The sequence below is a fragment of the [Empedobacter] haloabium genome (assembly GCA_008011715.2).
Classification (GTDB): domain Bacteria; phylum Pseudomonadota; class Gammaproteobacteria; order Burkholderiales; family Burkholderiaceae_D; genus Rugamonas; species Rugamonas haloabia.
This window is the reverse complement of the sequence record CP136508.1, coordinates 3,059,840-3,084,508: the sequence shown is the minus strand read 5'-3', so window position 1 is coordinate 3,084,508 and position 24,669 is coordinate 3,059,840. Positions and strand designations below refer to the sequence as shown.

23 protein-coding genes are annotated in these 24,669 nt (G+C 65.4%); 7 read left to right on the top strand and 16 right to left on the bottom strand.

Annotation, left to right across the window (positions count from 1 at the left end; genetic code table 11):
- Window positions 1-45 precede the first annotated feature (45 nt).
- From E7V67_013515 to E7V67_013495, 5 genes are all read left to right on the top strand, one after another.
- A complete protein-coding gene (locus tag E7V67_013515; protein WUR16277.1) occupies window positions 46-2,118 on the top strand; it encodes a glycosyltransferase in 2,073 nt (690 codons plus the stop codon).
- Window positions 2,118-3,566, top strand: coding sequence for an oligosaccharide flippase family protein (locus E7V67_013510; protein WUR16075.1), 1,449 nt, complete (start codon window positions 2,118-2,120; stop codon window positions 3,564-3,566). Before E7V67_013515 ends, E7V67_013510 begins: the two co-directional genes overlap by 1 nt.
- A gap of 2 nt (window positions 3,567-3,568) precedes the next feature.
- On the top strand, window positions 3,569-4,741 hold the full coding sequence (locus tag E7V67_013505) for a glycosyltransferase (GenBank protein ID WUR16074.1): 1,173 nt from the start codon (window positions 3,569-3,571) through the stop codon (window positions 4,739-4,741).
- 310 nt (window positions 4,742-5,051) lie between these two features.
- Entirely contained in the window at window positions 5,052-5,498 is a 447-nt protein-coding gene (locus E7V67_013500; GenBank protein ID WUR16073.1) for a hypothetical protein, read from the top strand.
- Between the two features lie 100 nt (window positions 5,499-5,598).
- Entirely contained in the window at window positions 5,599-6,027 is a 429-nt protein-coding gene (locus tag E7V67_013495; GenBank protein ID WUR16072.1) for a VOC family protein, read from the top strand.
- Here E7V67_013495 and E7V67_013490 read toward each other — a convergent pair.
- From E7V67_013490 to E7V67_013440, 11 genes are all read right to left on the bottom strand, one after another.
- Window positions 6,017-9,154 (bottom strand): CusA/CzcA family heavy metal efflux RND transporter, encoded by a 3,138-nt coding sequence (locus tag E7V67_013490; GenBank protein ID WUR16071.1) that lies wholly within the window; start codon window positions 9,152-9,154, stop codon window positions 6,017-6,019. The two genes, E7V67_013495 and E7V67_013490, sit on opposite strands and share 11 nt — an antisense overlap.
- Window positions 9,155-9,163: 9 nt before the next feature.
- On the bottom strand, window positions 9,164-10,369 hold the full coding sequence (locus tag E7V67_013485; protein ID WUR16070.1) for an efflux RND transporter periplasmic adaptor subunit: 1,206 nt from the start codon (window positions 10,367-10,369) through the stop codon (window positions 9,164-9,166).
- Window positions 10,366-11,601: a TolC family protein gene (locus E7V67_013480; GenBank protein ID WUR16069.1), complete on the bottom strand. Its 1,236-nt coding sequence runs from the start codon at window positions 11,599-11,601 to the stop codon at window positions 10,366-10,368. Before E7V67_013480 ends, E7V67_013485 begins: the two co-directional genes overlap by 4 nt.
- A gap of 75 nt (window positions 11,602-11,676) precedes the next feature.
- Window positions 11,677-12,033 (bottom strand): hypothetical protein, encoded by a 357-nt coding sequence (locus E7V67_013475; GenBank protein WUR16068.1) that lies wholly within the window; start codon window positions 12,031-12,033, stop codon window positions 11,677-11,679.
- A 134-nt stretch (window positions 12,034-12,167) separates the two neighbouring features.
- Complete coding sequence (locus E7V67_013470) at window positions 12,168-12,758, bottom strand: hypothetical protein (protein ID WUR16067.1); 591 nt, start codon at window positions 12,756-12,758, stop codon at window positions 12,168-12,170.
- 10 nt (window positions 12,759-12,768) lie between these two features.
- On the bottom strand, window positions 12,769-13,374 hold the full coding sequence (locus tag E7V67_013465) for a hypothetical protein (GenBank protein WUR16066.1): 606 nt from the start codon (window positions 13,372-13,374) through the stop codon (window positions 12,769-12,771).
- Window positions 13,375-13,474: 100 nt separating this feature from the next.
- On the bottom strand, window positions 13,475-14,191 hold the full coding sequence (arsH, locus tag E7V67_013460; protein ID WUR16065.1) for an arsenical resistance protein ArsH: 717 nt from the start codon (window positions 14,189-14,191) through the stop codon (window positions 13,475-13,477).
- A gap of 14 nt (window positions 14,192-14,205) precedes the next feature.
- Window positions 14,206-15,486, bottom strand: coding sequence for an arsenic transporter (locus tag E7V67_013455; protein ID WUR16064.1), 1,281 nt, complete (start codon window positions 15,484-15,486; stop codon window positions 14,206-14,208).
- A gap of 57 nt (window positions 15,487-15,543) precedes the next feature.
- The gene (locus E7V67_013450) at window positions 15,544-16,023 is read right to left on the bottom strand and encodes an arsenate reductase ArsC (GenBank protein WUR16063.1); all 480 of its coding nucleotides are present in this window, start codon (window positions 16,021-16,023) and stop codon (window positions 15,544-15,546) included.
- A 23-nt stretch (window positions 16,024-16,046) separates the two neighbouring features.
- Window positions 16,047-16,562 (bottom strand): arsinothricin resistance N-acetyltransferase ArsN1 family B, encoded by a 516-nt coding sequence (locus E7V67_013445; protein ID WUR16062.1) that lies wholly within the window; start codon window positions 16,560-16,562, stop codon window positions 16,047-16,049.
- Window positions 16,563-16,597: 35 nt separating this feature from the next.
- Window positions 16,598-16,930 carry a metalloregulator ArsR/SmtB family transcription factor gene (locus E7V67_013440; protein WUR16061.1) on the bottom strand — a complete coding sequence of 111 codons (333 nt, stop codon included), beginning with the start codon at window positions 16,928-16,930 and terminating at the stop codon, window positions 16,598-16,600.
- 157 nt (window positions 16,931-17,087) lie between these two features.
- Between E7V67_013440 and E7V67_013435 the strand changes: the two genes are divergently transcribed.
- Entirely contained in the window at window positions 17,088-17,921 is an 834-nt protein-coding gene (locus E7V67_013435; GenBank protein WUR16060.1) for an SAM-dependent methyltransferase, read from the top strand.
- A gap of 175 nt (window positions 17,922-18,096) precedes the next feature.
- Here the strand turns inward: E7V67_013435 and E7V67_013430 are convergent, their stop codons facing one another.
- The 3 genes from E7V67_013430 to E7V67_013420 are packed head-to-tail and all read right to left on the bottom strand — an operon-like array spanning window position 18,097 to window position 19,987.
- On the bottom strand, window positions 18,097-18,765 hold the full coding sequence (locus E7V67_013430; GenBank protein WUR16059.1) for a cupin domain-containing protein: 669 nt from the start codon (window positions 18,763-18,765) through the stop codon (window positions 18,097-18,099).
- A gap of 57 nt (window positions 18,766-18,822) precedes the next feature.
- Window positions 18,823-19,167 (bottom strand): carboxymuconolactone decarboxylase family protein, encoded by a 345-nt coding sequence (locus E7V67_013425; GenBank protein ID WUR16058.1) that lies wholly within the window; start codon window positions 19,165-19,167, stop codon window positions 18,823-18,825.
- A gap of 46 nt (window positions 19,168-19,213) precedes the next feature.
- Window positions 19,214-19,987 carry an SDR family oxidoreductase gene (locus tag E7V67_013420; protein WUR16057.1) on the bottom strand — a complete coding sequence of 258 codons (774 nt, stop codon included), beginning with the start codon at window positions 19,985-19,987 and terminating at the stop codon, window positions 19,214-19,216.
- Between the two features lie 221 nt (window positions 19,988-20,208).
- On the opposite strand from E7V67_013420, the gene gcvA reads away from it, so the two are divergent.
- Window positions 20,209-21,132: a transcriptional regulator GcvA gene (gene gcvA, locus E7V67_013415; protein WUR16056.1), complete on the top strand. Its 924-nt coding sequence runs from the start codon at window positions 20,209-20,211 to the stop codon at window positions 21,130-21,132.
- A 637-nt stretch (window positions 21,133-21,769) separates the two neighbouring features.
- On the opposite strand, the gene E7V67_013410 is transcribed toward gcvA, so the two are convergent.
- A complete protein-coding gene (locus tag E7V67_013410) occupies window positions 21,770-23,164 on the bottom strand; it encodes a hypothetical protein (GenBank protein WUR16055.1) in 1,395 nt (464 codons plus the stop codon).
- A 237-nt stretch (window positions 23,165-23,401) separates the two neighbouring features.
- The gene (locus E7V67_013405; protein ID WUR16054.1) at window positions 23,402-24,541 is read right to left on the bottom strand and encodes a DUF3883 domain-containing protein; all 1,140 of its coding nucleotides are present in this window, start codon (window positions 24,539-24,541) and stop codon (window positions 23,402-23,404) included.
- Window positions 24,542-24,669 lie beyond the last annotated feature (128 nt).

Below are 24,669 nucleotides of genomic sequence, written 5' to 3'. Positions count from 1 at the left end.
CTTGGCAATCGATGATATGCCGGAGGAGAAGCGTCCTTGTTGACCGTGCTCATGGCGACCTTCAATGGCGCCGCCACCTTGCCCAAGGTGCTGGAAGGCTGCTGCCAGCTGGTGGCGCCGCCCGGCGGCTGGCGCCTGATCGTCGCCGACAACGGCAGTACCGACACCACCGCGCAGGTGCTGGCGGCATATGCCGGACGGCTGCCCCTGGCGCGGGTGCTGGAAACGCGGCGCGGCAAGAACGCGGCGCTGAACGCGGCACTCGCGCTGGCCCTGCGCGCGCCCGGAGCGCCGGACGAGCTGTTCGTGTTTACCGACGACGATGCGACGCCGGAGCCGGACTGGCTGCTGCGCCTGGCGCAAGCGGCCGCCGCGCAGCCCGACTACACGATGTTCGGCGGCGCCATCGTGCCCGATTGGGTCACGGCGCCACCGAGCTGGATCGAACGGCTGGTGCCGCTGGGCCTGACGTTTGGCATCACGCCACCGAGCCAGGTCGACGGCCCCGTCTTTCCTGGCCTCGTGTGGGGTGCCAATATGGCGCTGCGGCGCGGCCTGTTCGACGCCGGCCTGCGCTTCGATGAAAGCATCGGTCCCACGGCCGGCGCCTATGCGATGGGCAGCGAGACGCAACTGACGCGGCGCCTGGCCGATGCCGGCCATCGCGCCTGGTTCTGCGCCGGTGCGCGCGTGGCCCATCATGTCCGCGCACACCAGCTGGCGCTGCCATGGATCCTCGAGCGCGCCTACCGCTTCGGCCGCGGCAAGTTCCGCCAGGACTGCCCGGGTGTGTTTCCGGAAGTGTTCGGCGTACCGCGCTGGATGCTGGGGCGCTGGCTGCGCGAGGCGGCCGGCCTGCTGGCGGCGCGCCTGCGCGGGGACGCCGATGCCATGTTCCGGCGGCGCTGGGAGCTGGCCTACCTGCGTGGCTACTGTCACGAGGCCTGGCGTGCGCCGCGGCCCGGCCCGCGCGTGCTGATCACCAGCTACTCGGGCGAGCTGGGGGGCATGGAACTGCGCATGGCCCAGGAAGCCCAGTTCCTTAAGGCCGGCGGCATCGACGCGGTGCTCGGCATCCGGCCGTTCCCGGGCAGCGCCGCCTGGGCCGCGCAACTGCGCGCGCGCCGCCTGCCCGTCGCCAAGTTCGCGCCGCCCCCCGTGTTCGAGCAATGGCGCTGGCGGCGCCTGAACCGCTGGCGCGCGCAGCTGTGGAGCGCCGGCGCGTTGCGGCGCCAGCGCGCCGACCTGGTGCATGTGGCCTTCTGCTGGAGCGCGTACGGCGCCACGGCCCTGTGGCTGGCGCGGCGTTGCGCGCTGCCGGCCGTCGTCAGCGTCCACAATACCTTCCCGCCGGGCGACGTCAGCGCCTGGCACCGGCCGCTGTTGCGGGAGGCGTTTCGCGCGGTGCGCGGCGTCTACGGCGCCACCGAATCGGCCCTGCAGCATTTCCTCGCCCTTTACAGGGAATATCTGCCGGCGGGCGTACGCCTGGCCGTGATCCCGAACTGCGTCGACACGGCGCGCTTCCGCCCCTGCACGGCGCTGCGCCAGGCCGCGCGCCAGGCCCTCGGCTTGCCAGCCGAGGCGCTGGTGCTGGGCAGCGTGGCCCGGCTGTCGCCGCAGAAGCGGCCGGAAGCGCTGGTCAAGCTGCTGTGCGCGCTGCGGCCGCGTTTTCCTGACCTGTTTCTGGTGCTGGCAGGCAGCGGCGCGCTGGAGCCGGAGCTGCGCCGGCTGGTCGGAACGCTGGGGCTGGCGCAACACGTCGTATTCGCCGGCTTTCGCGCCGACGTCGAAACGCTGCTGCCGGCGTTCGACGTGCACCTGCTGCTGAGCCAGCGCGAAGGATTCGGCATCGCAACGATCGAGGCGATGGCCTGCGGCGTGCCGGCCGTCGCCACCGACATTCCCGGCAACGCCGACGTGCTGCGCAACAGCCCTGGCGGCCTGCTGGTGCCGCTCGACGACGAAGCGGCGGTGGCCACGGCCGTGGCCGCTCTGTTGGCCGACCCGACCCGGCGGGCTCGCATGGGCGAGGCCGGCCGCGCCGACGTCGAGCAGCGTTTCAGCATGGCGCGCGTGCAGGCGCAGGTGCACGCGTTCTACCGTGGCCTGCTGTGATGGGCACGGCGCGCCGCTCGCTGCTGTTTTCGTTCGGCGAGCGCTATACGGCGCTGCTGATCGCCACCGTGGGCTCGATGCTGATCGCGCGCATGCTGGCGCCGGCCGACATCGGCGTGTATTCGATCGGTGCCGTGCTGGTCGGGCTGGCGCAGGTACTGCGCGACTTCGGCGTCGGGCAATATGTCGTCGCGGCCCCTGCGCTGGGGCGCGCGCAGCTGCGCGCTGCGCTGGCGGTCGCCCTGGCCAGCGCCTGGCTGCTGGCACTGCTCGTGCTGTGCGCCAGCGGGCCGGTGGCGGCATTCTACGGCGAGCCGCGCCTGCGCGACGTGCTGCGCCTGCTGGCGCTGAACTTCGTGCTGCTGCCGTTCACGGCGCTGACGCTGTCGCTGCTGCGCCGCCAGTTGCGGCTGGCGTCGATCTACGTCATCAACACGGCGCACGCCGGCGCGCAGCTGCTGTGCACCTTGTGGCTGGCAGCGCATGGATATGGCTGCCTGAGTCTGGCCTGGGGGGCGGCGGCGGCCACGTTGACGGCGTTCGCCGTCAGCCTGCCGCTGCGGCCGGCCGAGCTGCCCTGGCTGCCGGCGCTGGCCGGTGTACGCGACGTGCTCCGCTTCGGCGTGCCGGCGACAGGGGGCAATGTGATCGACGAGGCCGGCGTCGCGGCACCCGACCTGATCGTCGGCAAGCTGCTGGGCGTAGCCGACGTGGCGCTGTTCGGCAAGGCACAGGGTCTGCTGAGCTTGTTCAGCCAGGCCGTCACCAGCGCCATCGCGCCCGTCATGCTGCCGCTGTTTGCCGCGCAGGCCCGGGCGGGCCGCGATCTGCGTGCGAGCTACCTGCTGACGGTCAGCTGCATGACCGCCGTGGCCTGGCCCTTTTTCGCCCTCCTGGCCCTGCTGGCGTTGCCGATCATCAACATACTGTACGGCGAGCAGTGGGAGGGGGCGGCGGGATTGATCCGCATCATGTGCTGCTCCGCGGCACTGTATAGCATGTTCAGCATGGCCCGCTACCTGTTCGTGGCGGCAGGGCAGGTGCGCGTCCAGGCCCGGCTCGACACACTGGCCGTCGCCGTGCGGGTGGCGGCGGTGCTGCCGGCCGCGCTGGTAAGTCTGCATTGGGTCGCCGCCGCCGTCGTGCTCGGTTCCGTGTTCCGCTGCTGGCTGACCTGGCGTTACCTGGAGCAATTTGCCGGCATTGGCGGCGCGGCCCTGCTGGCGGCGGTGGCACGCAGTGCCGTAGTGACGGCGCTGACGAGCCTGGCGCCGCTGGCGGCCGTGCTGGCGCTCCCTCCCGGCACGGCGCAATTGCTGGTCGCGGTCGCGGGCGCCGTGCCGCTGTGGCTGGCGGGAATCGTTCTGTGCCGGCATCCGCTGGCACGGGAAATCGAATGTGCGTGGCGCAAGGTGGTGCGCGGCGATGTCGTCAGACGAGGAGGGTGATCATGCGTGTAGGCATACTGTCGTACCCGATGCTGTTCCAGCGCGAGGGCGGCCTGCAGGTGCAGGTGCGGGAAACCATTGCGGCGCTGAACCGGCTGGGCCAGGACGCCGCCCATCCGTTGCAGGCCGAGCTGGTCGACCCGAACCGCGAGCGGCTTGATAGCTACGACCTGATCCATGTGTTCTCCGCCATCAACGGCAACTACCGGGTGGTGGAGGCGGCCAGCGAGATGGGCGTTCCCGTGGTGCTCTCGCCGCTGCTGTCGCCCGGCTGGGACCGCGCCTCGGGCTTTCGGGCCCGCGTGGCGGACCGGCTGGCCGGCCGGCTGACGGCCTGGCACGTGCAAACCAGCTATGCCCAGACCAAGAAGGCGCTGCAATTGGCACGCCTCGTCATCGCGCTGGGCGAACCGGAGCGCGACGCCATCATGTCCGGGTTCCTGATCGAAGCCTCGAAGATCCGCGTGTTCCCGAACGGGATCAGCCGGCAGTTCTTCATGGCCCGGCCGGAACTGTTCCGCCATCGTACCGGCATCACGGGGCCGTTCGTGCTGATGGCCGGGACGATCAGCCCGTACAAGAACCAGCTCGGGCTGGTACAGGCGCTGGAAGGGCTGGACCTGCCCATCGTGCTTATCGGCCGCTGCGCACGCGCCGACCAGGGCTACCTGGATGCCGTGCTGCGCTCGCCCTGGGTACGCTGGCTGGGCGAGCTGCAGCACCAGGACCCGCTGCTGGCGGGGGCCTTCGCCGCCGCCTCGGTGGTGGCCTTGCCCAGCCACGGCGAGGTCTTTCCGCTGGCCGTGCTGGAGGCGCTGGCCGCCGGCACACCCGTCGTCATGACGGACGAGAACGCGCTGGACCTGCGCGAAAGCGCCTTCGCGCTGCGCAAAGTGGCGTGGCACGACGCCGTGGGGCAGCGCGCGGCCATCCAGCAGTTCCTGGCCGAGCCGCCCGATCGGGCCGCAGTGCGGGCGCTGGTGGACCAGTACACCTGGCAGCGGGTGGCGTCGCAGATCGCCAACTGCTATTTCGACTTGTCGGCCCGGCTCGCCGCCGAACGCAACGCGCAGCCGCTGCCGCAGCGCGTGCACGCGGCCACGCCCCTGCGGCAGGCTGCGCCGGCCGAGCAGGGCGCGGCCCTGCAGGCGGAGGACGAGTCGGGCGCTGCTTGACCCATACGGTGTGATCACGCTGTAGCTGCTGTCGTGCCGACGGGCCGCTTCGCGCCGGCGCCGCCCGGCACGCATGCGGCAAGCGCCCGCAGGGAGCGGCCGCGCTGCTGTTCCATACATGCGCGCACTGGTGCGCCCTGCCGCTGCCGCCGGGAGCGAAATGGCCGACTGGCTGGCCGGCCCTACGGCGCTGACCGCGCGCCGACCCGCCGCCGACGGCGTCCTGACAGTTACCAAAAAAGAATTGCCGTGATACAATCGAAAGTTCTTTTTATATAACTACATAAAGTTCCGAAACCACATGAAAGAGATGAGCAAAACCCTGGCGGGCAGCCTCTGCCTGCTGGCCCTGACCGCGTGCGGCGGCGGTGGCGGCGATGACAGCGGCAACGGCGCCGGCACCCCGGTCGCGCAACCGAACCAATCCTGGCTGGCGATCACGCCGGCGGCGCCAAGCGTCAGCGCCAGCGTCGGTCAATCCCAGTCGTTCTCGATCACGGCCACGTCGAGCAAGGTCATCGAGCGCGTCTTCAATATCGCCATCATCGATACCCAAGGCGTCGTCACGACCGATACGCGCGTCGTCGCCAATTCCAGCATGAGCTACACGGCCACGCTGCGCACCTCGCCCACGCTGAAAGCCGGCGAATACAGCAGCAACCTGGAACTGCGCCTGTGCTACGACGACCCGACGGTCTGCCGCAGCCCGGTGGACGGTTCGCCGTGGAAGATCCCGCTGAAGGTGACCGTCAAGTAAGCATATTGCCCCGCGCCTGCTTTGCTTCTACACTGTGGCGGGGCGCCAGGCGTACTCGGCCATGGCGTTGTTCCGTAACTCAACCGTCACGGGAGCAAACATGGAAACAGGCGAGATACATCGGGGCCGGCTGATCGACCACGTCCAGCTGGTGGTGCGCGACCTGCCGGCCGCGCAGCGCTTCTACAGCGCCATCTTCGAGGTGCTGGACATCCCGCTGGGCGGCGAAGGTCCCGGCTTCTTCTGGGCCGACGAGCTGTTCGTCTCGAGCAGCGACAGCCCGGCCGCCCAGGGCGTGCTGACGGGGCGCCACCACCTGGCGTTCCAGGCGCGCGACCCGGACGTCGTCACCCGGTTCTACCACGCGGCGCTGGCGGCGGGCGGCAGCGACAACGGCCGCCCGGGCGAGCGGCCGTATCACCCCGGTTATTACGCCGCCTTCGTACTGGACCCGGACGGCAACAATATCGAAGCCGTGTACCACGGGCCCGGCAAGCGCAGCGCTCCCTCCGTCCACATCACGTTCTGACCTCCTGGTCCGCCTTGTCCCGGTATGCCCACGTGTACAGCGCGGGCAGGATCAGGAGGGTCAAGGCGGTGGACGACAGGATGCCGCCGATGACGACGGTAGCCAGTGGTCGCTGCACCTCGGCACCCGTGCTGGTGGCCAGTGCCATCGGCACGAAGCCGAACGACGCCACCAGCGCCGTCATCAGCACCGCCCGCAAGCGCGCCTGGGCGCCGGCGCGCATCGCCGCCGCTGGCGCCATGCCGTCGTCGCGCAGAGCGCGCACGAACGACAGCATCACCAGGCCATTCAGCACCGCCACGCCGGACAGCGCGATGAAGCCGACCGCCGCCGAAATCGACAACGGCAAGCCGCGCAACCACAACGCCAGCACGCCACCGGTCATCGCGAACGGAATTCCCGTAAACACCAGCAAGCCGTCCTTCAGGCTGTGGAACATCAGGTACAACAAGGTCAGCACGATGCCCAGGGCCAGCGGCACGACGAGCGCCAGGCGCAGTCCGGCCTGGCGCAGGTTCTCGAACTGGCCGCCCACCGTCAGCCACGTCCCGGGCGGCAGCGCCACCTGGGCCAGCCCCGCCTGCAGGTCGGCCACGAACGAGCCCAGGTCACGTCCGCGCACGTTGGCGGTGACGACGACGCGGCGCTTGCCGTTCTCGCGGCTGACCTGGCTGGGCTCCGGCACGAAGCGCAAGGTCGCGATCTCCGCCAGCGGGATGCTGGCAACGCGGCCATCGCGAGGCGGCAGCGCGATCGGCAGCTGGCGCAGCGTCTCGATGTCGCTGCGCACGCCGTCGGCCAGGCGCACGGTGATGGCGAAGCGACGATCGCCCTCGTAGACGACGCCGACGTCGCGCCCGCCCACCAGGGTGCCGAACGCCTCCTGCACGTCCGCCACGTTCAGCCCATGGCGCGCCGCCCTTAACCGGTCCACCTCCAGGGTCAGCGCCGGCAGTCCCTCGGTTTGCTCCACCTTGACCTCGGCGGCGCCGGGCAGGCGGCCCAGCACGCGCGCCACCTGCTGCGCCGTGGCCTGCATCCCGGCGGGATCGTCGCCGAACACTTTCACGGCCACGTCGCTGCGCACGCCGGAGATCAGCTCGTTGAAACGCAGCTGGATCGGCTGCGAGAACTCGTAGTTGTTGCCGGGGACCGCGTTGGCCGCTGCCGTGATCGCCGCCACCAGTTGCGCATGCGTGCGGCGTGGCCGCGGCCATTGCGATTCGGGCCGCAGCATGATGTAGCTGTCCGCCGCGTTGGGCGGCATCGGATCGGTCGCCACCTCCGAGGTACCGATGCGCGCGAACATCCGCTCGATCTCGGGGAACTGCTGCAACAGCGTGCGCTCCAGTTGCTGCTGCATCCGCACCGACTGTTCCAGGCTGGTGCCGGGGATGCGCAAGGTCAGCACGGCCAGGTCGCCCTCGTTCAGGTTGGGCGCGAATTCCGTGCCGAGCCGTGTGGCCAGGAGACCCGACAACAGGACCACCAAGCCGGCAAACGTCAGCGCGACCGGGCGGTTGCGCATGACCCAGTCCAGCGCCGGATCGTACAGCCTGCGCGCGTGGGCCATGACGCGATTCTCGCGCTCGGCCACGGGCTGCGTGACCCACAGCGCGACGGCGGCCGGCACGAACGTGACGGACAGGATCATCGCCGCCGCCAGTGCCAGCACGACGGTGATCGCCATCGGATGGAACATGCGGCCTTCGATGCCGGCCAGCGCGAAGATCGGCAGGTAGACCGTCATGATGATCAGCTGGCCGAACAACAATGGCCGGCGCGCCTCCGCCGCGGCGGCCGCCACCTCGCGCAGCCGCTCGTCGCGCGTCAGCGCGCGCCCGGCGGCGGCCTGCGCGTGCGCCAGCCGGCGGATGCAGTTCTCGACGATGACGACGGCGCCGTCGACGATGATGCCGAAGTCCAGCGCGCCAAGGCTCATCAGGTTGGCGCTGACGCCGGCCTGCACCATGCCGGTGAACACCAGCAGCATCGTCAGCGGAATGACGAGCGCCGTGATCAGGGCCGCGCGCAGGTTGCCGAGGAAGGCGAACAGGATGGCGATGACCAGCAGCGCGCCCTCGACCAGGTTGGCGCGCACGGTGGCGATGGCCTTGTTGACGAGCACCGAGCGGTCGTACACGGGCAGGGCGCGGATACCCGGCGGCAGCGAGCGGTTGACCTCCTGCAGCCGGCGCTGCGCCGCGTCGGCCACGGCGCGGCTGTTCTCGCCCATCAGCATGAAGACGGCGCCCAGCACGACCTCGCGGCCGTTCTCGGTGGCGGCACCGGTGCGCAGCTCGCGCCCCAGCTGGACCTGTGCGACGTCGCGGATGCGTACCGGCGCGCCGTCGACGACGCGCAGCACGATGTCGCGGATCTCGTCCAGCGTGCGCAACTGCCCGGGCGTGCGCACCACGTACTGTTCGCCGCCCCGTTCGATATAGCCGGCGCCGGCATTGCCGTTGTTGCGCTCCAGCGCCGTCACGACGTCGGCCAGCGCCAGGCCATGCGCCGCCAGGCGCGCCAGGTCCGGCGCCACCTGGTATTCCTTCAGGTAGCCGCCGATCGTGTTCACCTCCGTCACCCCGGCCACGCCGCGCAGCTGCGGCGCCACGATCCAGTCCTGGATCTCGCGCAGGTCCGTCGGCGTGTACGGCGTGCCGTCCGGCTTGCGCGCGCTGTCGGTGGCCTCGACGGTCCAGTAGAAGATCTCGCCCAGGCCCGTCGCCAGCGGGCCCAGGCCCGGTTCGAGACCGGCGGGCAGGCGGGAACGCGCCTGCTGCAGCCGTTCGCCCACGAGCTGGCGGGCGAAATGGATGTCGGTGCCGTCGCGGAACACGATCGTCACCTGCGACAGGCCGTACTTCGAAAGCGAGCGGGTCTGTTCCAGCCGCGGCAGGCCGGCCATCACGGTTTCGATGGGATAGGTGATGCGCTGCTCCACCTCGGCCGGCGAGTAGCCCGGCGCCGCGGTGTTGATCTGCACCTGCACGTTGGTGATATCGGGCACGGCGTCGATCGGCAGGTGGCGGAAGCTGGCTACCCCGACCAGGGCCGCGGCCAGCACCACGAACAGCACCAGCCAGCGCCGCGCGATGGCAAAAGCAATCAGTCGTTCATACATGGCGCCCCCTCAGTGGTCATGCTCGGCCTCGGACTTCCCGAGGTCGGCCTTGAGGAGATAGCTGCCGGCGGCGGCAATGCGGGCGCCGGCCGGCAGCCCCTTGACGATCTCGCTGCGCTTGCCGTCCGAGCGGCCCACCTGTACCGGCGTGGCGCGAAAGCCCGCCGGCGTGCGCTCGAACACCACGGTGCGCTCGTGGATCGTCTGGATCGCATCGTTGGCGACCGTGACCGGCGCTTGCAGGGGCTGGCCCAGCAGGTCGACGGTGGCCAGCATGCCGGGCCGCAGCCGCAACCCCGGATTCGGCAAGGCCACGCGTGCGGTCGCCATGCGCGTCGCCTCGCCCAGCACCGGGCCGACGTACGAGACGCTGCCCGCCACCTCGCCCGGCAACGCCGCCGCCGTGACCGTGGCGGGCATGCCTGGCGCCACCTGGGCCAGGTCGGCCGACGCCACCGCGGCCTCGATCCACACGCGCGACAGGTCGGCGATCGTCAGCAGCGCCGTGCTGCCGTCGATCGCCTGGCCGGCGACCGCCGGCCGTTCGATCACGACGCCCGCCAGCGGGGCGCGCAGCGTTACCGTCGCCAGCTGCTCGTCGCCATCGGCAATGCCCAGCGCCGCCAGCCGCTGGCGTGCCGCCTGATAGACGATGCGCGCCTCGCGCAGCGCCGTCTCGGCCGCTTCCAGGTCCTGCCGTGCCGAGATCTGCTCTTGCCACAGCTTGCGTTCGCGTTCATGCACCGATTGCGCCAGCAGCATGCGCTGTCGTGCGCTGGCCGCGTCGGCACGCCATTGCGCCACTTCCGGACTGCGCAGCACCAGCAGCGGCTCGCCCTTGCGCACGGCGCTGCCGGGCGATACGAGCACGGATTGCACGATTCCGGCCGCCGGCGCCGCCACGGCGACCGTGCGTTCGCCATCGACCTTGACCTGGGCCGGCAGGTGCAGCCGTTCCTGGATGGCGGCCGGGCGCGCCGTGTCGATGCCGATGCCGTTGGCGCGCACCTGGGCCTGTGTCATCGCAATGCTGCTGTCGTCGTCCGCCTCGGCGAGCGGCGCCTCGGGATGGCGGTCGTCGTGACCGTGCGAGTCGGCGTGCCCGGCATGGCCTTCCGGCTCGGTGCCGGCGGGTGTACGCCACCACAGGGCAAGCGCGAGCGCGGCCGCGATCACGCACATCAGCGCGATCAGGCGTTTCTGGGTCCGGGTCATGGCTGCTCCTTGCCGTCGCCGGCGAATTGTTCGAGTTCGGCGCGGGCGGCCCAGGCTTCCTGCAAGGCCTGCAGGTGGCGCGTGCGGGCTTGCAGCAGCGTGCGCTGCGCGTCCAGCACGTCGAGGAAGGCGAACTTGCCGTACTCGAAGCCCTTCAGCGCGGACTCGTACACGCTGCGCGCATCCGGCACCACGGTTTGCGCCAGCAGCGCCGCCTCGGCGCGCGCCTGGGCCTGGCGTAATTGCGCGGCGCCCAGCGCCATGGCCGCTTCCAGCCTGGCCGCTTCCAGCTGCGCCTGGGCCTGGGCGGCGCGTTCGCGTGCCGCCGCCACGTTGCCGCCGTTGCGGTTGAACAGCGGCAGCGGGATCGCCACGCCGACCACGGCCTGGCGGCGCGCCAGCTGGTCGTCGCGCTGGCTGCCTACCGTCAGCGTCAGGTCTGGCATGCGCGCGGCGCGCTCGACGTCGGCGCGGGCCCGCTGCAGCGCCAGTTCGCTGCCGGCGCGGCGCACCGCCGGCGCATGGTCGGCGTCCGCCGCCACGACGGGTGGGGGCTCGGTATCGACGCTTGCCAGCGGGCGCGCGGCCAACGGCGTGCCGACCAGGAACTCCAGGCGCTGGCGTGCGATGGCCAGCGCGGTGGCCGCGCGATCGCGTTCGATGCGCGCGTCGGCCGGCACCAGGCGGGCGCGCGCGGCGTCCACCGGCGAGGCCTTGCCGGCCGCCACGCGGCGCGCTACCACGTCGGCGCTGCGCTCGGCCAATGCCGCCGCCTCCCGCGCCAATGCCGCGCGCTCCTGCGCGACCAGGGTGTCGAAGTAGGCGGCGATGACGTCGGCGCGCAGCCCCTGCTGGCGCAGCCGGCGCTCGCCGAGCGCGACGTCCAGGCCGGCCTGGGCCAGCGCGACGCGCGCCTGGCGCTTGCCACCCAGTTCGATCGGCTGGCTCAGTTGAATGGTGGTGGTACGGCTGCCGGGGTCGCGCCCTTCGCGCAGGTACGACAGTTCGGGATTGGGCAACTGGCGGGCCTGCTCGATGGCGGCCGTATTGGCGGCCGCGTCGTGCGCGGCGGCGCGCAATGCCGGGTGGTGCATCGTGGCCAGCGCGATGGCGGCCTGCAATGTCAACGGGGGCTGGGCGGCAGGCGTCGCCTGCGCCGCGGCGGGGCCGCAACGCAGTGCCAACGCCGATACCGCGGCCAGGACGACGCAGCGTCCGGACGGGATGGTCATGCTGACTCCTGATGTCTGATTAACGAATGGACGGATCAGGCGTGCGGAGGTACTGGCGCGGCGGGGCCGCGCGTATCAGTGGGCACGCCGGGCGGCGTTCCACTGGGGCCGCTCGGGGCGGCCGGCCAGCAGCGATGCGGGCGACAGGTCGGCCAGCGGCGCCGTCGCGAGCCGCTCGGGCGCGGAAGGATAGAGGGTGGTTTGGTGCGGGATGCAGCTGCTGTGAGCGAACACGCAAGCCGGACAATGCGGATCGCCGGCCGCGCCCGCGCCGTCGTCGACGCTGAGGACTGGCTGCACGCTGGCGCCGCCATCGTCGTCCGCATGGTGCGTGATGCCGGCCGGCGTCGCCAGGCAGCAGCCATCCGCCATCGCCAGGGTCACCTGGAACGGGTAGATCAGCATCAGCAGGATGAGGAGCCAGCGGCGCATGGGTGGGTTCGGTCGGGTGCGCGGGCGGCACGATTGCCGGCCCGCGCCGCAATGATACCCGGCATGGAGGGTTCGTGCCACCCGCGTGTTTTTGCCGGCTAAAGAAAAAGCCCGGCGTTGCCGGGCTTGCTGGATTACTTCGCCAGCGCCTTGCGGAACGCCGGGTCGTCGAACAGCTGGCCGACCAGCTTGCGGTACATCAGCTGGTAGTTCTGCATCGCGGCGGGCACGGCGACGACGGCCATGAACGACGATTCCCATTGCGCATCCACCGTCAGGGTGCGGTCATACTTGACGGCCTCGGCCTGCTTCACGACGAAACGTGCCTGCAGACGTCCCGTGCCGGTGCTCATGCCCGCATCCAGAGCCGAGTCCAGCAGGGTGCCCGTGATGCGGGTCGACGACTTCTGATCCAGCAGCTGGGCCGCCTCCAGCTCGACGCGCAGCGTCTCCCCCAGGTACTGGGCAAACGAGTTGCCGATCGGCGAGGTCAAGGTATTCGCACCCCGCACGCTGACGGACTGGTCCAGGCCGGCGGACTTGCCGGGTTCCAGCATGAAGGTGCCGACGGCCGCAGGGGCCATCGCGGCGGCGCCGTCGCGCAGCTTGACGGTATTGTCCATCGACGCGGCCGGTTGCCCCATCATGGTCGAGGCACAACCGACCAGCTGGGTGGCTGCGAGCAGGACGCCGGCCATGGCCAGCAAACGCATGAAACGCTGCATCGCCGGCTCCTTAGTTGAAGGCTGGGGCGTTGGACAGGTCACGCAGGGCGGTGCTGACCACGTCGCGGGTCATCTTGCGCACGGCCGTTTCCATGTTCGGCGATTTCTCGGCGTTTGCCGGCGCACCGGACGCGCCCACCGTGGTGTGGATCGCATGCCGTGCCGCCACCTGCACCGGCTGGCTCTGGCCGGGCGGCAGGTAGGAGATCGTGCAGACGTAGCCGTCGGTCACCGTGCTGCCCACCGCGCCAAAGGTCAGGCCGGTGACAAAGCCCGCGGCGGCGGGGTTCTGACCGTCGACCGCCACATTGTTCAGGACGACCTGCAGCTTGCCCGCATCGGCCGCGCCGCCGGCATCCTTGAACAGGCCGCTGCCGACGACCTGCTCGACGACCTGCGTCTTCAGGAACTCCGTCGCGCGGCTGTTGGGCGCGCCCTTCGTCTGGAATTCGAACGACACCGTCACCGGCTTGATTTGCGCTGGCTTCTTGTAGTCGGCAACCGCGACTTCCTTGGTCATGGTGTCGACATAGGCAGTGGCGCAGCCGGTCAGCATGGTGGCGGCCGCCAGCATGGCGACAACGGAGAAACGTCGGAACAGGGGGGAAGAGGTCATTGCCTTACCGTATTGAATATTGAGAAGCGGACATTGTATCAGGGAAACAATGCCCGGATTCTCACCAATCATCACCAACGCCTGGGCCGGCCGTTAATCTCTACAGCTGCCGCAGTTGCCGGTCGATCGACTTCACGGCCCGCTCGTTGCGCTCGCTGTAGCGATCGGTCAGGTAATCGACCCGGCCGCGCATCAGCAGCGTCATCTTGAACAATTCCTCCATCACGTCGACCACCCGGTCGTAATAGGCGGACGGCCGCATGCGCCCCTCGTCGTCGAACTCCTTGTAGGCCATCGGCACCGACGACTGGTTCGGGATCGTGAACATGCGCATCCAGCGGCCCAGCAGGCGCAGCGTATTGACCACGTTGAACGATTGCGAGCCGCCGCAGACCTGCATGACCGCCAGTGTCCGACCCTGGCTTGGGCGCACGGCACCTTGCTCCAGCGGGATCCAGTCGATCTGGTTCTTCATGACGGCGGTGACGGCACCGTGGCGCTCGGGGCTGCACCAGACCTGGCCTTCGGACCACAGGCAGAGCTCGCGCAGTTCGACCACCTTCGGATGGGTGTCGGGCACGCTGCCCACCATCGGCAGTTCCGTCGGATCGAAGATCCTGACCTCGGCGCCGAAGTGCTCGAGGATGCGCGCCGCCTCGAACGTCAGGAAGCGGCTGAAGGAGCGTTCGCGCAGCGATCCGTACAGCAGCAGGATACGGGGCGGATGGTCGAATTCGCGCGCCGGGCGCAGCTGCTCCACCGTCGGGCGGTCCAGCAGCTCGGGCCTGATGTTGGGCAGGTTCGGGATCTTGTCCATTGGTTTGCCTTTTCTTAGCTGAGGCGCAGGGCAAGGGCGCCCAGCGTGACGAGAAGAATCGGCAGCGTCAGGACGATGCCGATGCGGAAGTATTGGCCCCACGTGATGCGAATGTCCCTGGCCGCCAGCACATGCAGCCACAACAAGGTGGCCAGGCTGCCGATCGGGGTGATCTTCGGTCCCAGGTCGGCACCGATGACGTTCGCGTAGATCATCGCTTCGCGCACGACACCCTGGGCGGACGTGGCATCGATCGCCAGCGCGCCCACCAGGACGGTCGGCATATTGTTCATGATCGAGGACAGGATCGCCGTGATGAAGCCGGTGCCGAGGGCGGCGCCCCAGACGCCGTAGCCGGCGCAACGATCCAGCATGGCCGTCAGATAGCCGGTCAGGCCGGCGTTGCGCAGGCCGTAGACGACCAGGTACATGCCCAGCGAGAACACGACGACTTGCCAGGGCGCGCCGCGCAGCACCTCGCGTGTCGAGATGCGGTGGCCGCGCGCCGCCACCGCCAGCAGCAGCACGGCGCCGGCCGCGGCCACGGCACTGATCGGGATGCCGGCATCGTCCAGCCAGAAGAAGCCGATCAGCAGCAGCGCGAGCACCCACCAGCCGGCGCGGAAGGTCGCGCGGTCGTGGATGGCGTCATCGGGACGCCCCAGCTGGGCAAGATCGTAGGCGTCAGGAATATCGTTGCGGAAGTACCAGACCAGCGCGCCCAGCGTCGCGGCCACGGCGACCAGGTTGACCGGAACCATCACGGCGGCGTAGCGGGCAAAGCCGATGCCGAAGTAGTCGGCCGAGACGATATTGACCAGGTTGGACACCACCAGCGGCAGGCTGGCGGTGTCGGCGATGAACCCCGCGGCCATCACGAACGCAAGCGTCGCCCGCGGCGTGAAGCGTAGCGCGCGCAGCATCGCGATGACGATCGGCGTCAGGATCAGCGCCGCGCCGTCGTTGGCGAACAGTGCCGCCACCGCGGCGCCGAGCAGCACCAGCAGCACGAACAGGCGCCGGCCGTTGCCACCGCCCCAGCGCGCCACGTGCAGCGCGCTCCACTCGAACAGTCCGGCCTTGTCCAGCAGCAGGCTGATGACGATGATGGCCACGAACGCCCCGGTGGCGTTCCAGACGATGTGCCACACCGTCGGGATGTCGCTGATATGGATGACGCCGGCAAGCAGGGCGACGGCGGCGCCGGCCGCGGCGCTCCAGCCGATGCCCAGGCCGCGCGGTTGCCAGATGACGAGCACGAGCGTGCCCAGGAAAATGAGGAAAGCGGTAAGCACGACAGTCTTTCAGTCTGGGTGGCGCCGGACGCGCGGCAGCGGCCGGGCCGGGAAGGATCAGGGTTCGAGATGGCCGATGCGGTCGAGCTCAGCCTTGAGGGCGGTGCGTTCCGTTTTCAGTGTGTCGAGCGGCAGGGCCAGGAATGCCTCGATGCGGGCACGCAGGATCGCATAGGCCCGTTCGAACGCGGCGCTCACCTGCTCGTCGGTGCCGGCCACGTGGCTGGGATCGTCCACGCCCCAATGCGTGCGCAGCACCGGACCGAGGTAGGCCGGGCACGTCTCGCCGGCGGCACTGGCACAGACGGTGACGACGATGTCCGGCGTGACGGGCAGATCGGCCCAGGATTTACTGTAATAGCCGGCGGTCGGGATGCCCTTGGCGGCCAGCAGCGCGAGCGCTCGCTCGTTGAGCTTGCCGGTCGGCTGGCTGCCGGCGCTGATGGCGCGCCAGCCGGCCGGCGCCAGGTGGTTGAAGAGCGCCTCGCTGATCAGCGAGCGGCAGGAATTTCCGGTGCAGAGAAACAGTACGTTCATGGCGAGCCTTGGGTAAGAAATGATCAGTGGGTGGGACCGGCAGGCAGCACGAGTTGCCAGTAGGCGACGTCGACCCAGCGGCCGAGCTTGAAGCCCACCTCGGCGAAGTGCGCCACCTTGGTAAAGCCCAGGCGCTCGTGCAGTGCCACGCTGCGCACGTTCGGCTGGGCGATACCGCCGATCACGGTGTGCAAGCCCAGTGCGCCCAGCGCGTCGAGCAGATGCCGGTACAGGCGCTCGCCGTGGCCGGTGCCCGCCGCGCCTTCGGCAAGATAAACGGTGCTCTCCACCGCGTAGCGGTACGCGGGCCGCGCGCGCCATCTGGTGGCATAGGCATAACCGATCACCTCACCGTCGCGGCACAGGACCAGCCACGGCAAGCCGTCGGCATGGACGGCGTCGATCCGGCCGGCCATTTCGGCCGCGCTGACGGGCGCCTCCTCGAACGTGATCGTGCTTGCCTCGACATAGGGGTTATAGATGGCACAGATGCGCGCGGCATCGGCTGCGATGGCTGGGCGGATAGCGATGTTGGGCATGGTGGGATGCATATCAGGATGCGTGTGGGCCGGTCTCAGCAGCCGCAACCCGCCGCATCGGTTGGCTCGGCGACGGAGCAGGGCGCGCCACCGCAGCAATTCTCGGTAAGAAAACCGAGCAGGGCGTTCATCGCGTCGTACTGCGCTGCATAGAACAGATAGCGGCCGTCCTGGCGCGAAGTCACCAGGCCGGCGTGGCTGAGCTCCTTCAAGTGGAACGACAGCGACGAGGCAGGTATCCCCAACGCCTCGGCGATCCTGCTGGCGGCCAGGCCGGACGGGCCGGCCTGGACCAACAAGCGGAACGTGGCCAGGCGCGACTCGTGGGCGAGGGCGGCCAGGGCTTTGACGGCGGCGGTGGGTTCCATATAAGTTCGATATTTTGACGATTATCGAATTATAGCATCGAATCGCGGCGTAGGGCGGCAGCTGGGCAGTGGGCCTCATTGCTTGACCCTCTCCCTGCGTCAGGCTTTAGCCTGGCTCCCGGTTAGTTCATGACAAACTTCGGAGAGTACATTGACAATGACGAAAAACAGCACGTTTGCGGTCGCGGCCCTGCGGGCCCTGCATCAACTGATGGATGAGCCACGCATTTTCGACGATCCCCTCGCATTGCGGATCCTGGGCGAAGCAGGGCGCGCGGAAGTATTGCGAATGCAAGCTCAAGCTGCTGATCCGCTGAGCAAGGCACTGCGCACCGCGCTGGCGGTGCGCAGCCGGCTTGCCGAAGACGAGTGGGCCGGCGCATGGCAGCGTGGTGTACGCCAGCACGTGCTGCTGGGCGCTGGTCTGGATACCTGGGCCTACCGGCAGCCGGACGTCGGCAGCCGGATCTTCGAGGTCGACCTGCCTGGCGCCCAGCGAGCCAAGCGCGATGCGCTGCGCGTGGCCGGCATCGAAGCGCCGGAAACGGTGCGCTACGTAACGGCCGACTTCGAACAAGACCAGCTGGACGCCGGATTGGCGCATGCAGGCTTCGACCGGGAGGCGCCTGCGTTCTTTTCCTGGCTTGGCGTGACGCCTTATCTGGAAGATGCGGCAGTGTTCAGGACCCTGGACTTCGTGTCGGGTTGCGCGCCCGGCAGCGCGGTCGTGTTCGACTATATTGTCGAGCCATCCTTGCTGGCGCCGCTGGAAAGGATGGGCCTGGAAATGCTTGGCGCAAAACTGGCGGAAGACGGCGAGCCGCTGAAGACATTCTTCGACCCGGTGCGACTCGAAGAGCGAATGCGGCAGCGCGGCTACCGGACCGTCACCAACATCCGCCCGGAGCAGCTCACCGAGCGCTACCTGAAAGAACGCGCCGATGGGGCCCAGGCAGGTAACGTGACAAGGCTGATGCACGCGCTCGTCTAGCAGCCGTGTTGCGCAACGGAATGGGCCTTCCCGGACAGGCCATCTTCGCTTCAGAACGGCTCTGACCGGTGACAATGCGTGAGGGGTTGACGCCTCGACGCAGGGCGTCGATCAAGGCATGCATGGCGCCTTCCAGGCGCATCGCCTGCGGTGCGCTGACATATCCAGTTGTTGATCATTCGCTCCAGTTCATGGCTTGAGGCGTACCGGTCTTCACATAGCACTCGACGCCGTGTTCCCCGGCCACCAGTGCAGCGTATTCGCCCGAGGGCAGGCGTATCCAGGTGCCGGGACTGTACTCCTGGTCAGCGGCGGTCAATGTACCGGCAAGAAGCAATATCTCAGCGCCATGGATGGGCCCGGCAAAAACACGTACGCCAGGCACGAGGCGCACCAGACGCACGTCCTCCGCACCATCGGTGAACAGGGGACAGGTTTGTCCATCGGGTATCGGAAACCAGTTTTCTGGATCGTTGGTATCGATGCGAACTGGCTGTGTTTCCGTCGCCGCCATCTGCATCAGCTTGACGAAAATCGTGGTGCCGGCGGCACTTGCCGGCCGGTGCGTGGAGCCCGGCGGGTTGCGCAGATACCAGCCGGCGGGGAAATGCTCGTCATCCGCCGAGAACGTGCCGGACAGGACCAGGATTTCCTCGCCGCCCGGGTGACGATGAGCGGGAAAGGTGGAGCCAGGTGCGTAGCGCACAATGCTCGTCGCTCTCGCCACTTCGGCGCCGCTGCGATCGAGCATGACGCGCTCGACGCCCGCCGATGGTGAGGCGCGCCATTGATACTCCCCCGGCTTGACGATGACGGGTTGTGTGAAATCTGCATTGACGAGCATTGACCCTCCTGGAGCGGAGCGCACTGGCGAGCGTTGGCAGCCAGTGCTTCCGCTAGTTTAAGAATTGACGAGCTGGGCATGCGCCTCGATGACACGCGCCGAGTACGTCAACACTGCGCCCGCGTTCAGGGCGACGGCAACACCCAGCGCCTCGGAAATCTCGCCGATGGTGGCACCGTGCTCCACGGCTTTTTGGGTATGCACGGAAATACAACCGTCGCACCGCGTCGTAACGGCCACCGCTAGCGCAATCAGCTCATGGACTTTGGGCTCCAGGTGCCCGGTCTTGACAGCCGCATGTTCGATCGTGGCCAGGCCGCGGATGACATCGGGCGTCTGTTTGGCGAAGTCGCGCACGCGTACAAGCAGCGCATCGCGGTAACCGTTCCAGTCTTGCATCATAATCAGTTCCTTCGTGTTCTGTTGCTGATTCGTTCGTCGCGTTGTTTTAGTTGCGGCCGGCCATCACGCCGCCATCCACATCCCATACCGCGCCGGTTACCCACGAGGCTTTGTCCGAGAGCAGGAAAACCACAGCCTCAGCCACATCTTGCGGGGTGCCGACGCGCCCGATTGGATGGAAGCCGTTAAAGCCTTGCAGTGCGTCGTGCACGTCCTCCTTCGGAATGAAGCCTTCGTAGATCGGCGTCGCGACCACGGCAGGGGAGACGGCATTGACGCGGATCTGTTTGTCGGCCAGCTCCATGGCGAGATGCTGGGTCAGCGAATGCAGGCCGGCCTTGGCCATCGAATACGCCGACGAAGGGGTAGCCGCGATCGCCTGCTTGGCCCACATCGAACCGATGTTGACGATCGCACCAGGGCGCTCCGCGGCGACCAGGTTGGCAGCGACCCTCTGCGTAATGAAGAAAACCGACTTGTTCAGTGCCATGTACTGGTCGTAGTCAGCGTCCTGATGTTCCAGGAACGGCTTCGGGAAGAAGACGCCTGCGGCGTTGACCAGCAGGTCGACGTCACGATGATTCGCGTCGATTTCTTTCAGCAGTGCTGCCAGGCCGGCCTCGCTCGTCAGATCCGCGGTGATGGACTCGACGTGACCGATGGCGGCCAGGTCTTTGCGCGCTGCTCCCGTCTTTTCCTGACGGTTACCGACAATAACGACCCTGCCGCCGGCAGCGAGAACCTGACGCGCAGTTTGCATGCCCATGCCGCTCGTGCCACCGATGACCAGGAGTTTTTTACCGTTGAATTCGTTGCTCAATTTGCTGCCTCATAGTTGACGCCAGTATGGCGAGATTGAGATACGAAGAGGAAACGCTGGTGCTCCAGGCACCCGACGCTGATAGATTTCATTTCCTCTTCGCTGTCGTATTTGCTTGCCGCACTCACGTGCAGTCAAGCAACTGACGGCAGTATCTGCCAGTTTCCAACGGCGGACAAACCATATAAAGTGTCAGTCATTGAAAGAAAAACTTTCCCGCCATGAAGTCACCCGTACAGATGAACGCGCTCCGTGCTTTTGAGGCCAGTGCCCGTCACCAGAGTTTTTCCGCTGCGGCCAAGGAGTTGAATGTGACGCCTGCGGCGGTCGGGCAACTCGTCCGCTCACTCGAGGGGTGGCTCGGAACCCCGCTTTTTCACCGCGGCAGTAGTGGCACGAATCGGCTGGTCCCGACGGCCATTGCGGAGCGGGCCTTGCCAGACATACGCGCCGGGTTCGACAGAATCGTGCTGGGCCTTGAAAAGCTGAGGGAGGCATCGACGAGCGGCGTACTCACCGTTGCCGTGAGCCCGGCGTTTGCCGCAAAGTGGCTGCTGCCACGAATCGAAAGCTTCCAGGCAGTGTGCCCGGAGACCGACGTTCGTCTGGACACCAACCTTCGGCCTGTCGACTTCGTTGTGCATGGCATCGATATCGGCGTACGGTATGGAAAGGGCGCCTGGCCCGGTTTGACGGCCGTGAAGCTGATGGACGAAGAAATTTACCCGGTCTGCTCGCCCAAATTACTGAGCGCACACGGCCCATTCGGCACTGCCCAGGCTATCGGACGGCAGATGCTGATCCACGATTTGTCGATGGACAAGGACAGCGACTTCCCGTCATGGAAAGCGTGGCTGGAAGCAGCCGGGCTGACAGGCGTTCCAGCCGAGCGCGGCATGAAGATCAATAATTCCGCGGCCGTCCTGCAAGCCGCGATCGACGGGCACGGTATCGCGCTGGCGCGGAGCGTCATGGCGCAGGACGACGTCAGGGCGGGGCGCCTGATCCGGCTGGTGCCCAGCTTCAGGATGACCTCGCCGCTCGCATACTATGTCGTCTACCGTCCGGAATGCGGCAATCTGCCGCGCTTGGTGGCGTTTCGCGACTGGCTACTCGACAATGGTCGACAGTCGTCGGCAACTTGACATACTGACAAGTCTTGCGTGCGCGCAGCGGATGATGCTGCGCCGAGACCGGGCGTACATGATCCTGGCCATTGGCGCGCGTGACTCATGCGCGGTGAGCGAAATCGCCTGCAATGCGTGCACGCAACCGTCGGCGCGATACGGCCAGGAGGACTTCGTGTCAACGCCGGACGCACTGGTCCGGATGGGACAAGCGGACGAAGGCAATACTGGCCGACTGGCGCAGGCGGGTGGCCAGGCAGGCACGATGTCGCTGGCGGTTCGGAAGCCATCCCAGTCAAGCGGACGGGACTGGCGTCCGAGTGCCTGCCGGTCTCTTGAGGGCTTCGCATTCTTGGTAGTTTGGGTGTGGTGTTGCGCGTCTACTTGGCAACTTTCCCCATACATCATCGGCGTTCTTCGGGAATAATCCAATCTCTTTTGCTCACCCCCGTTGCGTTGACGAAGGAGCCATTTCTGTTGCGTGGGGTTCCGGGTGCCGCGCAACGGCCTTTGTCAGGATTCACAATTTCTGCTCCAGATGTGTTGCGTGTGACTAGATGCAGGACATAGCTCGCCTCGCCAAGAATACCTTTTGACAGGCGTCTTATGACGGGCGGCCCTTAAAGCGCAAGGCCAAACCTCTTCACGTCCCACCTTATTTTGCCGCCTTCTGACTTACCATCTCCATAACATCCCTGATTCCGCAACCTTTCACTAAGAAGTCTTGCACCAAGTATGCTTTTGAGAAAAATGCTTCTAATACCGTATACAAAGAAAACGTCCCGTCCTCTAATATTAAGGGCATTCTTGAATTGTCAATTTTGAAGGTCTTAATCCTTTTTTTAGCTGCACCCTTTTGATTGTGGTCTTCGAGCCGCTTACTAAACTCATCGTGGCTATAGAAAATAAACTCGTGATCAATATGGGAAATTTTAATTCTTTGATTTTCCTTTAAATATTCCAAATGAACAAGTTGCGTGACGACACAATTATCAAGTATCTCTGGGCTTTCCAAAATTTCTTCGAACTCGACACTGTTGCCGCTCGAGAAAACCCAGATAGCATCATCTGAGCTCGCTTCGTGAAATCTGTAAATGGCGTCCGAAAAGAATAATCGATCTTCGGAAGTCATTCGGGACTTTATCGTGTCTTGGAGAACATTGGTAAAGTTGTTGTAATACACATCCTGAATCTTTGGCGGAGTAGGTTGCTGATAATTTCCGAGTAAAATAGAGATGTGTTGATCCGATTCGATGGGGCGTTGGGACTTTGCTAGCAGCGCAAGGTCCTTAATTTGAGCCTCTTTTTTTAAGTTGTCGAGCATCTCAAGTAGTTCTTCCGGTATTTCAACGATAAACTGAATTTTATTTTTATGGTCGATAACCCTTGAGGGCACCGCAACGAAAATTTCGCAGTCTTCGTTTATGGTATAAAGGTCGTATTTACTGAACTGAAGATCGCTTTTTCTAATGTCAATTTCTATATTACTATAATATTTATATATTAAATTTTCTCTCCAATGCGTTCTGCTATATTTTTCGTTCTTGCTGGCCTCTTCAAGGAATCTTCTGAATTCAATTTTTAGCAAAAACAGGTAGAAGTAATTCCTCTCGGTCTGGTTTGAGTGGGGGTCTTTTAGTAATGGAAGGACGGTCGATTCAAAAATATTTCCCGCATCCTCTTCCACGGCCTTAATCGAAAATCTTTTTAATTTCTCTTCTTTGATTTCAATTAGCGCGATTACGGTGCGATGGTCGGCGTTTTCATCTTCAAGATCTGCATAGTGCGCCTCAATCTCAGATTCCATATGGCGCTTTTCAATTTCTATGATTTCTTCGGTGCATCCCTCATTTCCTAGTAGGCGAATAAATTCCGGCAGAATCGTCGAAAACAATTCTTCGTTGTTCTCTAAAAATCTTTCCGTAAGTGGCGAATATTTTCCAGCCCCCGAAAAATCGCCTTCAAGTGCTCGCCTCGTGTCATGATTTTGCGCGTCGGCAATACCAGTAAAAAAATTATGAATTAATTCGGAACGAGCGCTGATATTCATTATGAATTTCGCAAAAAAGGATTAGAAACCTATCGTCAGATATCGAAAAGAAGTGACTGCTCCTGTTTTAATAGATCACACATGATGGCTAACACATCGAGCAGTACATGAGTTTTGCAATGCCAAGCCTTGTTTGTTAAGTATCTGAGGAGTTGAACAGCGACGCAGCACTGTCTGGCGTCTTGCTTTTGGCTTTGAAGCGAAACAGTTCCAGCCAAGCTTTCCCGCGAGGTATCCTCAGGTCACGACTTCAAACACCACTCGGTAAACAGCGGTTTCTAGCACGCTGCGTCGCAGCAGATTTTCCGCCTCTTCGACGATACACTCACACGGCCGGCCCTTGCCGTCAAACCGTACCAGATAGAAATAGTAATGACTCTTCTTTCCGGGAGTACGCGAGACCTCCAGCTCATTCTCAGAGAGGAAAAAACGCGAGGTCGCGTCGCTACGCTCCCGGGGTACGGCTTTCACCTCGATGTAGCGCCGCTGTGTCGGGGTAGAGTAGGAGAGGAAGTCGAAACCATCGCCCGCATACTTCGTGCGATCCTGGATGTGATGCACCAGGTGCGCCAAGTCGTCGTCGCCCTTCAGACGTTCCTGCTCATAGGCCAGCGCAAAATCTTCCGCCAGTTTCCCGATTCGGTTGCGCTCGGCCTGTATCTCGTCGAAATCGGTAGGCTGAGACGTCTTCTTGCGAGGCTTGCGGATGCGCTCGGGGATTGGCTGTCCTGAATTGATATAGGTATGGTACAGGAACGCCATGTATTTCGGGTTCTTCCAGCGCGCGCAAAGAGGGTCCGTGTCTCTCAGGTGCAGCAGCCTGTGCTGGTAGTAACTTAACGGTGAGCCGTCCTCCAGCCCCAGTTGTTTTGCCAAAAGTTTAAGATGGTCGCCGCTGCAGACGTTCAAGAACCGCTTCGGAAAATACAAGCTGAGGATCTTGGCTTTGAACATTTGCGACAGAGGGAGCGCATCAATGGCCGCGAACTGCAATGTTCTCGCCGCTCCTAGTGCGACTAACTGCAGCAAGTGTTGCTTGACTTGGCGATAGGCCTGTTGCACGTTTGGACCCAGCCTGGGCTGGTAGCGGTAACGCATTTGTGGATCTTTTTTGGTACGGCCATAGTAAATGCCAAATTTGAGCGCGGTGGCGCCCTGAATATTTGCCCAGCTCCGGGTCTTCGCTTCCACTAGCGCGCAAAACGTCGGGCGCTGTGTGCCGATGACGTACTGCTCCAAGCGCAGTTGCTTGAGCTTATCCAGCGGAAAGGCGTTTAGGAATGATCCCCGGTCTCGTTCGGCGTCTGATTGATGTCCTGTGTCGTACGCGAGGTCAAACGCCTTTAAGGTCTTCTTGCTGAACGGGGAGTGCGCCATGATGCTCCTTGGGAATTAGGCGCAAGTAGTGTCGCTGCAAACGACTGCGCCGTCAACGGGCAGGGATTGCACGGCTTGGAAGAACGCGTGATTATATTTATGGACTAAATGACGAACTGCGTTGGCTG

What these genes read in the sequence shown, in the direction of transcription:
- arsH (WUR16065.1), bottom strand. Translation starts at nt 14,191, where the DNA reads ATGGACAAGATCCCGAACCTGCCCAACATCAGGCCCGAGCTGCTGGAC.
- E7V67_013465 (WUR16066.1), bottom strand. Translation starts at nt 13,374, where the DNA reads ATGACCTCTTCCCCCCTGTTCCGACGTTTCTCCGTTGTCGCCATGCTG.
- E7V67_013510 (WUR16075.1), top strand. Translation starts at nt 2,118, where the DNA reads ATGGGCACGGCGCGCCGCTCGCTGCTGTTTTCGTTCGGCGAGCGCTAT.
- E7V67_013485 (WUR16070.1), bottom strand. Translation starts at nt 10,369, where the DNA reads ATGACCCGGACCCAGAAACGCCTGATCGCGCTGATGTGCGTGATCGCG.
- E7V67_013495 (WUR16072.1), top strand. Translation starts at nt 5,599, where the DNA reads ATGGAAACAGGCGAGATACATCGGGGCCGGCTGATCGACCACGTCCAG.
- E7V67_013410 (WUR16055.1), bottom strand. Translation starts at nt 23,164, where the DNA reads ATGAATATCAGCGCTCGTTCCGAATTAATTCATAATTTTTTTACTGGT.
- E7V67_013475 (WUR16068.1), bottom strand. Translation starts at nt 12,033, where the DNA reads ATGCGCCGCTGGCTCCTCATCCTGCTGATGCTGATCTACCCGTTCCAG.
- E7V67_013405 (WUR16054.1), bottom strand. Translation starts at nt 24,541, where the DNA reads ATGGCGCACTCCCCGTTCAGCAAGAAGACCTTAAAGGCGTTTGACCTC.
- E7V67_013435 (WUR16060.1), top strand. Translation starts at nt 17,088, where the DNA reads ATGACGAAAAACAGCACGTTTGCGGTCGCGGCCCTGCGGGCCCTGCAT.
- E7V67_013490 (WUR16071.1), bottom strand. Translation starts at nt 9,154, where the DNA reads ATGTATGAACGACTGATTGCTTTTGCCATCGCGCGGCGCTGGCTGGTG.
- gcvA (WUR16056.1), top strand. Translation starts at nt 20,209, where the DNA reads ATGAAGTCACCCGTACAGATGAACGCGCTCCGTGCTTTTGAGGCCAGT.
- E7V67_013440 (WUR16061.1), bottom strand. Translation starts at nt 16,930, where the DNA reads ATGGAACCCACCGCCGCCGTCAAAGCCCTGGCCGCCCTCGCCCACGAG.
- E7V67_013500 (WUR16073.1), top strand. Translation starts at nt 5,052, where the DNA reads ATGAGCAAAACCCTGGCGGGCAGCCTCTGCCTGCTGGCCCTGACCGCG.
- E7V67_013470 (WUR16067.1), bottom strand. Translation starts at nt 12,758, where the DNA reads ATGCAGCGTTTCATGCGTTTGCTGGCCATGGCCGGCGTCCTGCTCGCA.
- E7V67_013505 (WUR16074.1), top strand. Translation starts at nt 3,569, where the DNA reads ATGCGTGTAGGCATACTGTCGTACCCGATGCTGTTCCAGCGCGAGGGC.
- E7V67_013425 (WUR16058.1), bottom strand. Translation starts at nt 19,167, where the DNA reads ATGATGCAAGACTGGAACGGTTACCGCGATGCGCTGCTTGTACGCGTG.
- E7V67_013430 (WUR16059.1), bottom strand. Translation starts at nt 18,765, where the DNA reads ATGCTCGTCAATGCAGATTTCACACAACCCGTCATCGTCAAGCCGGGG.
- E7V67_013445 (WUR16062.1), bottom strand. Translation starts at nt 16,562, where the DNA reads ATGCCCAACATCGCTATCCGCCCAGCCATCGCAGCCGATGCCGCGCGC.
- E7V67_013480 (WUR16069.1), bottom strand. Translation starts at nt 11,601, where the DNA reads ATGACCATCCCGTCCGGACGCTGCGTCGTCCTGGCCGCGGTATCGGCG.
- E7V67_013450 (WUR16063.1), bottom strand. Translation starts at nt 16,023, where the DNA reads ATGAACGTACTGTTTCTCTGCACCGGAAATTCCTGCCGCTCGCTGATC.